Source organism: Dehalobacter sp. TBBPA1 (assembly GCF_040931655.1).
GTDB classification, from domain to species: Bacteria; Bacillota; Desulfitobacteriia; order Desulfitobacteriales; family Syntrophobotulaceae; genus Dehalobacter; species Dehalobacter restrictus.
The window spans coordinates 1,825,395-1,839,602 of sequence record NZ_CP162385.1; the positions used below are offsets into that span (position 1 = coordinate 1,825,395).

Consider the following 14,208-nt stretch of genomic DNA (forward strand, 5'->3'; position numbering starts at 1 on the left):
CTACTTTCTTCCTGGAGCCCATATTCGGGGTGATTTTGCAGCTGTACTGGTTCCATGTATGGTCACATTAATTGTTTGGGTATCAATACCGAAGATTTTTATAAATATGCAGTCATAGGTATCTGTAAGATTAATATCCAATTCGTAATTTCGTTCTGTTTCCGTCAGTTTTGTCTGATAATAATCTACGCTTACCTGGCTTTCATCCAGTCCATTTAATACTGCATAGGTGTCGGCAATGTCATTGAGCGTCGCTTCAGGATTTTCCGAATGATCGATCGCCAATGTTTCATTAAAACGCGCATCCCTGATTATTTGCCCAACCTCAAACAAGTGTAGACGATTTAAGTACATCCCGCCAATATCTACAACAAGTCCTGTAAACCCAAACAATACAATTAACAGGGCAGCAAATAGAATTGTGATATTTCCATCTTCATTTTTTAAAAGTTTACGCATCAGCAAGCAGACGCTTCTAGGCATATGCCACCTACTTTCTGACCTAACACACTTTGATTTGCTAACCTTCTTTTGTCATAATCAGTCGATTTTTTTTAAGGTTTTTCGTAAATGTCAGCTGTTCTCCGAATATCACTCTTCCTACCGGAGTCAACGGTTCAACTGTATAAACTAAACTGGCTGTGATCTGCGCATATCTCCATTTTTTTGTATTTTGATCCGTACCGCCGCCACTTTTGGGCGTGTAGTAGTCTTTCTTTTCAGTCCAACATTTTAACTTGGCATCACTCACAGACAGATCTTCCTCATCAACCAGCGACGATGTCTTTTCCATCGCCTCTTTTATTGCTTTTTTGGCAGATTCTCCACTGATAGTTTGGGAATAATCACTATCATAGCTTATACCCATTGTCCAAGACGCATTGCGATAAGCGTAATCAAAAGTAAGATACTTATTCATCATCCACCCTAAATCTATCACAGCAAACGTTAACGTTAGAAATAAAGGAAGTACCAGGGCAAATTCAACAAGTGCCTGTCCATTTTCATTTTTTAGCATGCGCATCAAATTGAACACCCTTCCCTTCAAACGTATCCGTTCGATATCTCTAACCATCCTCAGGGTACCCCTCTAAAAACACCTGCGAAGTAAATGTTGACAATACCCTAAATTCATCACCAAAAAACAATTTTGACTGCGGCATGAGCACCGGTACATCATATTCCAAGGTTACTGTCGCGTTAAAATATGTATAATAGCTTGGTAATTCTTGAAATTGAGATCCCTTGTTCGCATGATACGTATAATTCCTTCGTTTTGTCTCTCCAGCTTTGGCCTCAACGGTTAACTGATCAAAATCCAATCTGTCTGTATAATCACTAATGGAATTTTTTACTTGTTCTTTGATATTTGTCTTGCTGGTAACTTGCCGGATTCCCTCATTTGCTGCACTCTGTACCAATACTTGTGCATCGACAATTCGTCCGGCATCCAAAATAAAACCAAAAAATAGTAGTAAGATAGGCAAAACCAGTGCAAATTCCACCATAGCCTGACCTTTTTTGCATTCCCGTAAACTAATAAATTCTCTGATTTTCATATTTTTACCGCCCAGCATTAATATAATCAGCCGCTGCCATATGCAACTAGTTAAGCCTTGTCTATTTTTTACAATATATTTACGTTTAGTTTACAATCATTTTACATTTGGTTTTATATGGATTCTATCTATAAAAACTCAGACCCTCAAGAGGAAATTTGTCGAAATGATGTCTTTTACAAGAAATTGATACTTTCGGACTATTTTTGTTTCCCAATAGTACCAGTAGATTAATCCATGCGTTCCCAGTACCTCCATATTTTGCGTAAAAAAAAAGGCCCCTGAGGGTCTTATTTTCTATACGCTAACCGACTTTAATACAGCCCCAGCATCCTTCCAGGAAACCTGCCCGTTGGTGAATTCATGCAGCCAGCCAGTAAAGGTATCCTGATCTCCATCCCGGATGTATACTTCAAGATCAATTTCTTCACTAAACTTTTTATTACCGCTTTCCATGCCCTTTTGCTTCAGGCCGTACCGGATCTGTTCAAACCAGGAGTACGGAATCCGGAGTACATAGATCCGGTGCGGAACGAGCTGGACAATCGCTGTGTTCTCCAATGCAAGGCGGGCTGTCCCGCCATAGGCTCTTGTAAGTCCACCGGTACCAAGCAGGATACCGCCAAAATAACGCACAACAATGATCTGGATGTTCCAGAGCTGCCGGTGCTGGAGCAGTTCCATGATCGGTCTTCCCCCTGTACCCTGCGGTTCGCCGTCATCCGAGGCTTTCTCAATCCTGCCTTCGTGAATACGGTAAGCGTATACATAATGACGGGCATTAGGAAGGACTTCCCGGATTTCCTTCATATTTTTTTCGGCTTCGGCCGTGCCTTCGATATATTTAACCAAAGCGATAAACCTTGATTTTTCAACGACTTGTTCGGCCTCTGTCTCTCTCTCGATTGTTTTAAATGCTTCCACTTTTCGTCCCCACCATTAACTTAATTATAGTTTTAGCCAGTACCTATATTCTAAATATAACATAGATTTCAACTTATATCCTTTAACCCTTCTTATATTTGACTTTTTCACACTATAACCGAACACAAAAAAGCCAGGATTTTCTCCTGGCTGATAGTTGCTTCTATATTTTTCCCTGCCAGTAGGCACTGGTAAACTACTTCCGGCAGTACGGATATTTGTTTAAAAGAGTGCCAGGAAAGTTACATAGGCAAAACTCATTTCCTGTCCAATATCCCAATTCATTCCCATCGCGGGGTCCTTGTCTGCGAGTTCCGGAGCTCTTTAACGATATCACTCCAAGAAATCAACAATTGTTCTTCCATCGTGAAACACCTCTTATTTATAAATACCATACTCCATGACAAATTTATTTACGTCGATAATGTTTTCCGCCTTACCATCCGCTGGTGCAAGAAGTTCCTTATCGGTCCCAAAAATGTATCCTCCGCCTGCCATACCATCGATTAATTCTTTCGCTTTGGCAATACATTCTTCCTTGGTCCGCTCTTGATAGAGGTTCATAGCTTCACTTATTGATCAACCCACCCATCTCTGGCATATTTTTACACCTTCAGCTGCGTTTGTCGAAAAGGCATCGGCACCTATACTTTTACATACATTCTCATTAACGGGTACTCCGCCGATAATCACCTTAACTGAATTTCTAAGGCCTGCTTCATTAAGCGCATTAACTGTTTCTTTCTTACTATCCAGCGCCAAAGTCAGTACGCCGCTTAATCCTATAATATCAGGGTTAACCTCTTTTACCTTGTCCACGATCTGGTTAACCGGAACATTGATCCCCAGGTCGATCACCTCAAAACTCGCGGCTTCAGCCACGGATCTGAAAATATTTTTGCCTATGTCATGAATATCTCCAAAGACTGTAGCTAAAACAATCTTTCCGCCTTTTGCTGAGGAACCTGCACTTAAAGCCGGTTTGAGCTTGTCCATTACACTTTGCAACACTTCCCCGGCGAAGACCAAATCTCCGATAAAGTACTCGCCCGAATCATAGCGTTCACCTACGAGTGTCATACCTTGCTGACAAGCTTTAACAACTTCTTGAGCTTCTGCGGCATTGTCGTCTTTACTTAGTACTTCATCAATGGCCTTGTTTAGCACGTCTTCGTCCAAATCGGACATCGCTTGAGTCAGGACTTTCAAATCCACCACTTCAGATCATCCTCCATAAAAATTTGTGTATACAAGCAACTATACCAAATATACATTTTTTTAAATTTAGTATGAAATGATTTTTAGAAATTTTATGTTCAAATATATCCGGATCATTGATTACATCTTTAGAACTGTTTTAGCTGTAACATTACACAATCTTTTATGGTACATGTATCTCAATTCATACTTTTGGATTTTGTCTGACAGTATCTATTTATTGAATTTCCACCACATCGTAACTGCCTGAGAAAATTGCAGCACCAAACCACAAAAAAGAGCCGCTTAAAAATGATATTTTGTTTTCACTCATAAAACCTCCATAAAATATGTAATGGGATATGCCATTGTAAAGCATATCCCATTTATGATTGAAGTATCTTTCCTATCTGGCATTAATGGCTGATGCCTCGCGATATACCGTTTAAAGCCTCTCCAGCCTCATTGATATGAATATTTTCAATCGCGAGGTCACCTAACGCAATGACCCCAATAATTTGCCCCTTGTTCAGCACAGGAAGACGTTTTACCTGGTATTCAGCCATGGTTTCAGCAACAGTATCGATATCCTGCGTGCCATCGATACAGATTGGATCTACCGTCATGCATTGCTCGGCCGTCATCTGGTTGACATCCTTGTTCGAAGCGATGACCCTCAGAACAATATCCCGGTCTGTAATAATTCCCAATACTTTGCCGGCCTGAACGACCGGAACAGCACCAATATCTTTATCTCTCATAATTTTAGCGATATCCGTAACTTTGGCTGCTGGGTCCACCCAGCTTACATCTGTTGACATAATATCCATGACCCGCATATAAAAAACACCTCCGTTTTAATATTTCCACTAGTTTTTCACTGAAACCAATGAATTATGTCAGTAAATAATCCCTTTGTAAAACGTTGATTTTAATTAAAGAAAAATGATTATCTGTACTATCTTTTGCTGTAAAAATAAAATTATCCTCGGTTGACCCGGGGATAATTTTATTACGTTATTACTGCTATTATTGTTGTTTATTAATTGAATTCCCTATTTTTATTCTATTTGTTTGATTCATTTTGGTTTTCGGCCATACACGATCGCCACAACACCGCCGACAAGATTTTTATATCCCGTATCCTGAAGTCCGCATTCAGCAAAGATCATGGTGAGCTGACGCTGAGATTCAAACTCACAGGCTGAATCATAAAGATACGTGTATTCTTTTTGTTTTCCGCCGTGGATTTTTCCCAGCCACGGGACGATCTTCTCAAAATACAGCCAGTAAAGCTGTTTGAAAACCGGTATAGTCGGTTTTCCCATATCCAGAGATACAACCATCGAACCAGGTTTGACAACACGGATCATTTCCCGGATTCCGCGGCGCAGATCAGGAAGATTCCTGAGCCCCCAGCCAACGGTCGCTCCGTCAAAACTGTTGTCGGTAAAAGGCAAGCTCATCGCATTGCCCTGCAAAAGCTCAATACTCGCTTTGTAACGGTCATTTTCAATATTTTTCCGGCCCACAACCAGCATTTCCTCTGAAAAATCGACTCCGGTGACTCTGCCGGAATCCCCGACGGCGACGGCAATTTCTCTGGTAAGCTTGCCGGTTCCGCAGCACAGGTCAATCATCTTCATTCCGGGTTTAGCCTCGACAATCCTGACTGCTTTGGCCCGCCAGGCGTTATCCATCCCCATACTCATCAGGGAATTCATCAGATCATATTTCCCGGCAATTGCGTTAAACGTTTCCTTGACGTATTCTGATTTATCTTTGCCTGCAAAATCCATTTTCTCTCTCCTTGTACCATCTTGCCCAGTATATGGTCAGTACTATCATATGATAATTAGCCCAAATTGTCCAATTTAAGAACTATCTAGAATATCTCACCTGAGAAGCAAATGATCTGATGAAAAGCAAACAGTAATCTAAAACACTATTGCTAATGATTTTCAACTATGGTAGGATAAAACTAATTTAATAGTATGGGGAGCTGGGGATGCTGGCTGAGAGGGATATCACGTATCCGACCCTTAAAACTGATCTGGGTAATGCCAGCGTAGTAATAATAAAAAACTTTAATAACTGCGCTGCCTTTGCAGCGTTTTTTGTTTGTCGGTCATGGTTGATAAGCAGTGTCTTATTATTTACAAAGTCACGGACAGTAATCTATAAAATACGTGAAGGAGAAATGTATTTTGGCGAAGATAACAATGGCCTTTCAGGTCATTCCAAAAGTTGAGGAATCCAGAATCTATCCGGTTGTTGATGAAGCAATCAAAGTTGTCGCCCAAAGCGGCCTTCCCTACGAAGTCGGTCCGATGGAAACAGCACTTGAAGGAGAGCCTGATGAAATCTGGCAGGTCATCAAAGATGCTATGGAGGCTTGTATCAAAGCCGGGGCTTCCAGGGTAATGACCAATGTAAAAATTGACTATGTACCCCAGGGTTCCACGATCAATGAGAAAATTGCCAAGTACCGCTGAAAAGAAGGGATTCCCATTGCTGAAAAACAATAGCCGGAGATTCCGACCACCGGCTGTACTGCTGAGGTATGCCCCTGCCCTTTTCTTTTTGGTTGTGCTGCTGGCAGTCTGGCAGCTTACGGTAAATTACTTCAGCATCCCCCGCTGGCTTCTTCCCTCTCCTTCTCAGATCGGGAAAGCTCTCTGGAATACGAAGGACATGATCTGGGGCCATACCAAAGCAACGATCATTGAGACGACGTTGGGCTTAGGGCTCGCTGTTGCTCTGGGCATGACGGTCAGCACACTGATGACGCTGTTTCCGCTGTCTCGGCGGGTGTTTTACCCATTTCTGATCATTTCCCAGACGATCCCCTTGATAGCGGTCGCACCGCTGCTGTTGCTCTGGCTGGGGTATGGGGTACTGCCTAAAATCTTGATTGTCGTTCTGGTCTGTTTTTTTCCGGTCGCGATCAGTTTGCTTGAAGGCCTTGAATTAAGCGATTTAGATCTTCTGCATCTGCTGCAAAGCATGGGCGCATCCAAATGGCAGGTATTCTCCCTAATCCGTTGGCCTCACGCTATGCCGGCACTGTTTTCAGGCTTGAAAATTGCTGCTGCCTACAGTGTCATGACGGCTGTCATCAGTGAATGGCTTGGAGCAAGCCAAGGGCTCGGTGTCTATCTGCTGCGTTCTTCGAATAATTTCCTTACCGACAGAGTATTTGCAGCAATCATTGCAATCACTGCTCTCAGCTTCTTTTATTATGCAATCATTATTATTCTGACCAGGCTACTGCTTCCCTGGTATTCCCGATACAGACGGACAAGCTGACCCAGGGACGTATCTTTCGTCCCCGTAAACAAGGAGAAAAGATACGTTCCTTCGCCCCCCAAAAAATACAAGTGAGGTATAGAAATGAAAACGAAAAAGATATTGGTTACGTTTATTGTGCTCCTTCTGATTCTCACTGTGGCTCTTTCGAGTTGCAGCAAACAGGCTGAACAGAACTCCGGCCAGAATAACCAGCCGGTTAAACTAACGCTTATGCTGGACTGGACACCGAATACGAATCATACCGGGCTATTTGTTGCTCAGGATAAAGGCTATTTCAAAGACCAGGGACTCGAAGTCAACATTGTCAACCCATCGAGCCAAGGAACACTCGAGCAGCTTGTTGCAACCGGAAAGGTAGATTTTGGTATCAGTGCACAGGAACAGGTTACATCTGCCCGCCTCAGTGACTTGCCACTTGTCTCTCTGGCAACCATCATTCAACACAACACCTCTGGTTTTGTCTCGCTGAGAAGCAAGAATATCCTGACAGCCAAGGATTTTGAAGGAAAAACATACGGCGGTTGGGGGTTGCCTTCGGAAACCGCGATCCTTACAGCGCTGATGCAAAAAGAAAATGCCGACTTCAGCAAAATCAACATGGTCAATATCGGGGAAACCGATCAGTTGGCCTCTTTGAATAGCAATATTGATCTGACCTGGATTTTCTATGGTTGGACAGGTATCCAGGCTGAAATCAGAGGACAGGAACTTAATATGATCTGGTTGAAAGATATCGACCCTGCCCTCGATTATTACACACCGGTCATTGTCTCGAACGAGGAAATGATTCAGAGTAACCCCGATACTGTCCGCAAAATGATGCAGGCAATCAGTGCCGGCTACGAATATGCAATTGGGAATCCGGAAGAATCAGCTGAAATCTTGATCAAATACGCTCCTGAATCCGATCCGGAAATGATCAAACGCAGTCAGGCCTGGCTGAGCCCGCAGTACAAAGCCGATGCGAAACAATGGGGTGTCCAGAAAGCAACTGTCTGGGAAAACTACAGCAAGTGGCTCTATGACAATAAGCTCGTCACCAAAATGATGGATTCATCCAAAGCTTTTACCAATGATTTTCTTCCGACCAGATAATGGAGGTCAGACGCCTTGACACTTGCCTTAAAAAACCTTTCGAAAACCTATATCGAAAACGGTCAATCCATGGAGATTTTCCGGGATTTGAATCTGACCATTGAGAGCGGTTCTTTCGTCTCCCTGATCGGGCCTTCCGGTTCCGGCAAGAGTACGCTGTGCAATCTTATCGCCGGTATTGAAAAGCCCGACCAGGGGCAAATCCTTCTCGATGACCAAGAAATCACCGGAATGCCAGGACATGTCGGCTACATGTTTCAAAAAGACCTGCTTCTTCCGTGGCGAACCCTTCGGGAAAATGTAACGCTGGGCTGCGATCTCAGACGCCAGGATAAAAAAATCTCTTCAGTCGAGGCCATCAAGGGTCTGGAACATTTCGGGCTGCTCGATTTTGCCGATTACTATCCTCATCAGCTTTCCGGCGGCATGAAACAGCGCGGCGCCCTGCTCCGAACCATCTTATTCGGACAGCCCACGCTGCTTTTGGATGAGCCTTTCGGGGCGCTTGATGCCCTGACCCGCAGAGAAATGCAGCTTTGGCTGCTATCAATCTGGATTGAAACGAAGCATACCGTGCTCTTTATTACCCATGATATTGAGGAAGCAATCCTGCTGTCGGATAAAATTTTTGTACTCAGCAAATACCCGGCAGAAGTTGTCGAGATCATCGACGTTCCGTTTCCTCGGCCGCGTGATCCAGAACTGATTTTTTCTTCCGGGATATTGCCTTTGAAGACAAAACTGTTTCACTTGCTGGGAACTTGATATTCAAAGAACGTTTGAAGATGTTTCAATACCTGAAAAACTTTTTTGAAATCCCGCTGGGTTCTTTTACCCTTTGGCGCGATATGTTAAAATAGGGTAAGCATTTTTTCCCAGGAGGATAAGACTAATGTATGAACTAAAAAATTTTAGTGAAGTCATCGTGAAGAAAACACTGGAAGATTATCTGCCCGTCGCCAATATCCCTTGCAAATGCGAACGGTGTCAGGCCGACATAATGGCTTTTGTACTGAACCGCTTCCCTCCAAGATATTATGTTTCCTTAAAAGGCGAAGTCATGACGCACTTTGAATCACAAATGTTTCCGGACAAAGCCCGAGTTTTGGCAGAAGTCGTTGGCGCTGCCCAGATAGTTGCTGCTTTCCCGTCCCATCCGCTTGACCAGAAAGAAGAATAAACCCGCATGGGATTAATGACAGTTGCAAAGGCGCTTCAAATGATATGAGGCGTCTTTACTTTTGTATGGGTATGGATTTGATTATCGCTATTTACTCTGTTACAATGATTGCGACTTCAAAATAAAAGCAGGTGATCAGCGTGATTTCCGAGTATCAGGGACTAAAACTCGACCAATTCCAAATGGATGCGATTGAAGCAATCAATCACGGGCATTCCGTCATTGTCTCAGCCCCTACCGGGACAGGAAAAACAATGGTAGCAGATTATCTGGTCGAAAAATCAATTCGGGAAAGCAAACGGATTATTTATACAGCACCGATAAAAGCGTTAAGCAACCAGAAATTCAAAGATTTTTCCCACCAATTTGGCAGCGAGACCGTCGGGATCATGACCGGGGATGTTGTGATCAATCCTGGCGCTCCCCTTCTGATCATGACGACAGAGATCTTCCGCAACCAGGTCATCACCAACGACCCGGAACTGGAGCACGTTTCCTATATCATCTTTGACGAGATTCACTGGCTTAATGATGAGGACAGAGGTACAGTCTGGGAAGAATCTATCATTCTCGCTCCGCCAAATATTAAGATTCTGGGCTTAAGTGCCACAATTGCCAATGCCGTGGAACTGAAGGGCTGGATCGAGGCCATCCGCAAAGACACCGTTGTGTTGATCGAGGAACAGCAAAGGATCGTTCCTCTGGAATATTATTATTTTTGTCAGGACACCGGCATCATCGGCTATGATGACCTGATCAGGTTCTATTATCAGAAGATTAAATCCACGGACAGAACCGATAATTCCCCGCTGTTTAAACAGACGTCACATCTTGACCTGATCAAAACTGTTGATAAACAATATCTTCCTACCCTCTATTTTGTATTCAGCAGAAAGCAATGCGCCGATAAAGCGCATGAACTGGCCAATATCAAAAACTATCTGTCGTCGGAACAAAGCAAAGAAGTGAAAAACATTTTTTTGGAGCATTTTGGTGCTGAAGATACTTGGTCCTCTTCCACGCGCAAGTTATTCAGGGTCTGCCGGAAAGGTATTGCCTATCACCATGCCGGGCTGCTGCCTTTGCAGAAATCCGTCGTAGAGGATCTTTTCCTGGCCAAGACGATCTCAGTTCTGTACTGTACCGAGACCTTCAGTGTCGGGATCAACTATCCTGTCAAGGCCGTCTGCTTTGATTCCCTAAACAAATACGACGGACGCAGTTTCAGGGCTTTGGCAAACCACGAATTTTTTCAGATGTCCGGCAGAGCCGGCCGACGCGGTATTGACGAGATCGGTTATTCCTTTGCGATTGTTGATTTGAATTACTTTGAAAAAGAACCGCCGGTAAAATTTGATATTGCCAAGTTAGAACCTCTGACCAGTCAGTTTCGGCTTTCCTATAATACAGTTTTGAATCTCCTGGCAACATTATCGCCGGAGCAAATCGAAACCTATTTCAAAAAAAGTTTTGCTGCTCATTCCTATATCTTGACCGCACAAAAAACGGAAGAAGAGATTCGTCTTCTGTCCGAGCAATCAGCCCAAGCCAAAGAGAACCTTTGTGAGCATGTCGGGACCTATCGGTGTCCGCTGAATTACTACCCGAAAAAGAAAGAATTGGACAGGCTTCATAAAGCCTATGATAAATTGGACCCGCGACGCCGCAATAAGATTTTCGGGCGTCAGATGCACCGAAAAATCATGAAATGGGAGAAGATCCTTAAGACTGTTCCCCAGAAATGTACCAGAAAACAAAACGACAGCTGTAAATCCTTCGCCGGAAAGTGGATGAACCTCGAAAAAGAAATCACGGACCTCAAGAATCAATTGTTCTCAATGCCGGATTACAACACATTTAATTCCGAATTCGAAAGAAAAAAAGCCCTACTGCAGCAAATAGGCTATATCGGAAATGACAAGCTTTTGCCGCGGGGGGAGCTCGCCAGATATATTTATGTGCAGGAAATCCTGGTAACCGAGTTGATTTACTCAGGAATCATCGAACAGCTGGATGATGACCAGCTGACTGCGCTGATTTCCTGTATTGATTATGAAAGCAAACGTAATGAGTATTTCCAAAAGTTTGACCAGATTGATTTTAAGCCTGTCAGGGAAATCCTGAATTATATACAGAGCATCTGTGGGCCTGACGCTGTGCGCTTTGAATCCAAGGCGGCCGTCCTTGCGTATCATTGGAGCAAAGGCGCCGCATTAATCGAGCTTCAGCAGCTCTGCACCCTCGACGAAGGAGACATTATCGCGGTCTTAAGACGAACCATCGATTTACTGCGCCAGATGCGGGAAGCCGTAACAGACCAGTCGTTAAGAGAACGCTTCAGCGTCTGCATCAAGAAACTGGACAGAGATGAGGCTTCGATCCAAGAGTTAAGTTAAGCTGCCTTGCCCTCTGTAGCCATCAAAAAGAGGAGCCGTTTTAGGGCTCCTTTTGTTGAGTCTGCCATTTCCGACCGGATTAACCTCAGGCAGACTTTTTTAATTTTGAATCTTTCCTAACCAAACCAATTCTGAAGATTGACTGCCCGACACTCAGGCTCTTACGACCAGCAGTATTCAGTCAAATACCCCTCCTGCAAGAAATTGCTCGTTCGCTGCTATCGATGACTCCCGGCCGCTTAAGCACTTCCTGACCGCCTGACATACCTCCTTTCAATCTTCCTGTCCTGACTTGGGCCTTTTTTCTGTTCCAGGCGATCTGGTCGCCAGCCATGACAACGCATTGCCATACGTCATTCAGAAAAAGGCTTTACGCTAACGTTAAAGATATTCTCTGTATTGCTTTGAATTCCTTGGTCAAATAGTTTCATATTGTTTCTAAGTTTGTCGAAACGGAAAGGGCATCTTACTATTGACAAATAACCTGAGATATGCGCATTTGTTGTAATTGCATACACTTTAGCATAAGAAAAGCACCGTAAATATACCGCCTAAGGTAAAGTGGCCAATAAGCTATGCCCTGCTTCCGCTGTTTCCGGTAAACCGCTTATGACATAATCCGGCTGTCACCATCGGACAAACACCGGCATAAAATAAACCGATAAGCTGGACAAGCCGGCCTGTCATATAAACCGGGAAGGAGATGATGGAGATGGCGGTTACTGCTACACCATTAACTTCTACGCTGGTCGTAACATGCGAGTCCGGGGTAACGCCTGCCGGTGACCCGGTGACCAGAAAGAAAAGTTTCAGCGGCGTAAGAGCCGATGCCACGATCCAAGATGCCTATGACGTGGCAACAGCCTTATTCAGCCTGGTGCAGGATCAGGTATTGGAAGTGGTCCTGAGCAGCAATTCGGAGCTGGCGGATGAATAACCGGCAGCCAAAGCGGATAGACAAGGAGGTGAGACGCAATGGCGGTTACCACAAATAAAGTCGTGCGCTTAACGTTCTTAACCAGCGGGGGCAAGACATTCGCAATCACCCTGACCAATCCGAAAACAGGCTTGACGAAGGCTGAGGCTGAAGCCGTGATGGATATACTCATCACGAAGGACGTATTCATCACTGCGAGCGGCGCTTTGGCCGCTAAACGGGATATTAAAGTTATCAATACGGAAACGGATGATCTTTATGATCCTCCGGAAGCGTAAGCGATAACCGCAGCAACCTGGGCGAAGCCCCGTTGGAAGAACCTCCGCCGACTTAGCCGGCTGGGAGGTTCTTCCTTAAAATCATGGTGTTTCGGGAGCAGGAGCCTCGGGAACCGCCTGTTCTGTCGGTGCCGTTTGTGCATTTTTTTTGATACGTTTTAACTTACGCGCCGTCTTTGCGATAAACTCACTTGTTTGATTAACAAACAGCTTGTAAGCCTTAGGATCTGCTCCAGCCATCTCCCTGATCGTGCTGAACAGGTCGTCGAATCCTTTGACGATTAGATCGTAGCGGGCGTCGGCCTGTGCCATGGCATGGTTGATCTTGGCTATATCGCGCTCCCGTTCGATCTCTTTCATACGCCGGGCGGCCACGCTGTCGTTCTGAAGCACTGTCAGCTCCCGCTGCAGCTGCGTTACCCTGCTCTGCTCACTCCATAATGCCTGTTCTTTAGCCTCCGCCTCTTTTTTCGCCTGATCGCGCTCCTCAGCTAAGCCGGAAACTTTGTCTTGATGGATCTTCAGTTTTTTGGCCAGCGCTGTTTTCTCTTCAAGAGCCTCGTTCCTGTCCTTGATCACCTGCTGCAGTGCGCTCACCGACATATGCTCAATATCTAGCTGCGCGATAAACTCTGCCCGTTCCTCCGCGGGGATCCCCAAAAGGGCGAATGCCTGGCTGTAACCAAGTCTGGCAAAAGGCACAGTACTCACATCGGCTTCGGATAGTATGGACAGCCCCGGTCCATACTCTTCGGCGATGCGCATCAGTTTATATGCTACACGCTCTGAGTAATCAACGGCTTCCTCCAGCCATTTACAAAATTCCCCATAAGGGATCATTTCCTTGGCTTCCATCAAGCGCCGTCCGACTTCAACCGCGCTGACAAGCAATATCTTTCTTGTTTGTGCTTTGATGGCAGCGATTTCCCCGGCGACGACAGCCGGCGTTCTTTCAGTTGGCGTGCTCTCCATTTTTACATTCCTTTCGGTTGTATATATTCTGTATTATATGGTATCAAAACTTTCCCGGTGAAATTTCGTATGCTTAATTTTTATAGGTCAAAACAATTGAATATGTATTCAATTGTTTTGACTTATGTATAATCGCCAATTATATCATGACCATAAAACGCCGCTAAAAAAAGCAGGAAAAATTCCTGCTTAAAAGAGCAAGCCCGCATGAACAGCGGGCTTTTAGACAATTTATGGCAAGTTAGATGAATATAGATGCCATAGTATTTCTTCCTATTTGAGTGATAATTATTGGTGCATAGAGGAGCTGGATAATTAGTTTGCTCTTGGACTCAAAAATTTAAATCCTACCATTGAC

The 14,208-nt window shown here is 44.3% G+C and carries 17 protein-coding genes, 1 pseudogene and 1 riboswitch; of the genes and pseudogenes, 8 read left to right on the plus strand and 10 right to left on the minus strand.

All coding sequences use genetic code 11. The features are described from left to right. From AB3489_RS09000 to AB3489_RS09035, 8 genes and pseudogenes are all read right to left on the minus strand, one after another. Entirely contained in the window at positions 1–459 is a 459-nt protein-coding gene (locus AB3489_RS09000; protein WP_242837050.1) for a pilus assembly protein TadG-related protein, read from the minus strand. Between the two features lie 61 nt (positions 460–520). Continuing rightward, positions 521–1,075, minus strand: a complete 555-nt coding sequence (locus AB3489_RS09005; protein ID WP_019225758.1) for a TadE/TadG family type IV pilus assembly protein — start codon at positions 1,073–1,075, stop codon at positions 521–523. Continuing rightward, positions 1,068–1,559, minus strand: coding sequence for a TadE/TadG family type IV pilus assembly protein (locus AB3489_RS09010; protein WP_368292630.1), 492 nt, complete (start codon positions 1,557–1,559; stop codon positions 1,068–1,070). The genes AB3489_RS09005 and AB3489_RS09010 overlap by 8 nt, the downstream gene beginning before the upstream one ends. 297 nt (positions 1,560–1,856) lie before the next feature. Beyond that, positions 1,857–2,483 (minus strand): YigZ family protein, encoded by a 627-nt coding sequence (locus AB3489_RS09015; protein ID WP_368292631.1) that lies wholly within the window; start codon positions 2,481–2,483, stop codon positions 1,857–1,859. A gap of 378 nt (positions 2,484–2,861) precedes the next feature. Then, positions 2,862–3,026: pseudogene (locus AB3489_RS09020) on the minus strand (uroporphyrinogen decarboxylase); the annotation flags it as partial. A gap of 36 nt (positions 3,027–3,062) precedes the next feature. After that, positions 3,063–3,701 (minus strand): B12-binding domain-containing protein, encoded by a 639-nt coding sequence (locus AB3489_RS09025; protein ID WP_019225754.1) that lies wholly within the window; start codon positions 3,699–3,701, stop codon positions 3,063–3,065. 395 nt (positions 3,702–4,096) lie between these two features. Beyond that, positions 4,097–4,519, minus strand: coding sequence for a CBS domain-containing protein (locus AB3489_RS09030; RefSeq protein ID WP_019225752.1), 423 nt, complete (start codon positions 4,517–4,519; stop codon positions 4,097–4,099). Between the two features lie 240 nt (positions 4,520–4,759). Next, entirely contained in the window at positions 4,760–5,479 is a 720-nt protein-coding gene (locus AB3489_RS09035; protein ID WP_368292632.1) for a demethylmenaquinone methyltransferase, read from the minus strand. Between the two features lie 186 nt (positions 5,480–5,665). Beyond that, positions 5,666–5,772, plus strand: a riboswitch (TPP riboswitch). Positions 5,773–5,887: 115 nt separating this feature from the next. Here AB3489_RS09035 and AB3489_RS09040 point away from each other — a divergent pair. The 6 genes from AB3489_RS09040 (at position 5,888) to AB3489_RS09065 (ending at position 11,663) form a co-directional block, all read left to right on the plus strand. Continuing rightward, on the plus strand, positions 5,888–6,175 hold the full coding sequence (locus AB3489_RS09040; protein ID WP_015042425.1) for a thiamine-binding protein: 288 nt from the start codon (positions 5,888–5,890) through the stop codon (positions 6,173–6,175). 16 nt (positions 6,176–6,191) lie between these two features. After that, entirely contained in the window at positions 6,192–6,989 is a 798-nt protein-coding gene (locus tag AB3489_RS09045; RefSeq protein WP_368292633.1) for an ABC transporter permease, read from the plus strand. Between the two features lie 84 nt (positions 6,990–7,073). Beyond that, a complete protein-coding gene (locus AB3489_RS09050) occupies positions 7,074–8,087 on the plus strand; it encodes an ABC transporter substrate-binding protein (RefSeq protein WP_368292634.1) in 1,014 nt (337 codons plus the stop codon). Between the two features lie 15 nt (positions 8,088–8,102). Next, complete coding sequence (locus AB3489_RS09055; protein WP_019225748.1) at positions 8,103–8,852, plus strand: ABC transporter ATP-binding protein; 750 nt, start codon at positions 8,103–8,105, stop codon at positions 8,850–8,852. A gap of 127 nt (positions 8,853–8,979) precedes the next feature. Continuing rightward, on the plus strand, positions 8,980–9,267 hold the full coding sequence (locus AB3489_RS09060; RefSeq protein WP_019225747.1) for a late competence development ComFB family protein: 288 nt from the start codon (positions 8,980–8,982) through the stop codon (positions 9,265–9,267). A gap of 140 nt (positions 9,268–9,407) precedes the next feature. Then, complete coding sequence (locus AB3489_RS09065) at positions 9,408–11,663, plus strand: DEAD/DEAH box helicase (RefSeq protein WP_368294611.1); 2,256 nt, start codon at positions 9,408–9,410, stop codon at positions 11,661–11,663. 181 nt (positions 11,664–11,844) lie between these two features. Here AB3489_RS09065 and AB3489_RS09070 read toward each other — a convergent pair whose 3' ends face one another. Further along, positions 11,845–11,997, minus strand: a complete 153-nt coding sequence (locus tag AB3489_RS09070; protein WP_368292635.1) for a hypothetical protein — start codon at positions 11,995–11,997, stop codon at positions 11,845–11,847. Between the two features lie 378 nt (positions 11,998–12,375). On the opposite strand from AB3489_RS09070, the gene AB3489_RS09075 reads away from it, so the two are divergent. Beyond that, a complete protein-coding gene (locus AB3489_RS09075) occupies positions 12,376–12,600 on the plus strand; it encodes a DUF1659 domain-containing protein (RefSeq protein ID WP_025205451.1) in 225 nt (74 codons plus the stop codon). A 38-nt stretch (positions 12,601–12,638) separates the two neighbouring features. Further along, positions 12,639–12,878: a DUF2922 domain-containing protein gene (locus tag AB3489_RS09080; protein ID WP_025205449.1), complete on the plus strand. Its 240-nt coding sequence runs from the start codon at positions 12,639–12,641 to the stop codon at positions 12,876–12,878. A gap of 81 nt (positions 12,879–12,959) precedes the next feature. On the opposite strand, the gene AB3489_RS09085 is transcribed toward AB3489_RS09080, so the two are convergent. Then, a complete protein-coding gene (locus tag AB3489_RS09085; protein ID WP_368292636.1) occupies positions 12,960–13,850 on the minus strand; it encodes a DUF3102 domain-containing protein in 891 nt (296 codons plus the stop codon). Between the last annotated feature and the right edge of the window lie 358 nt (positions 13,851–14,208).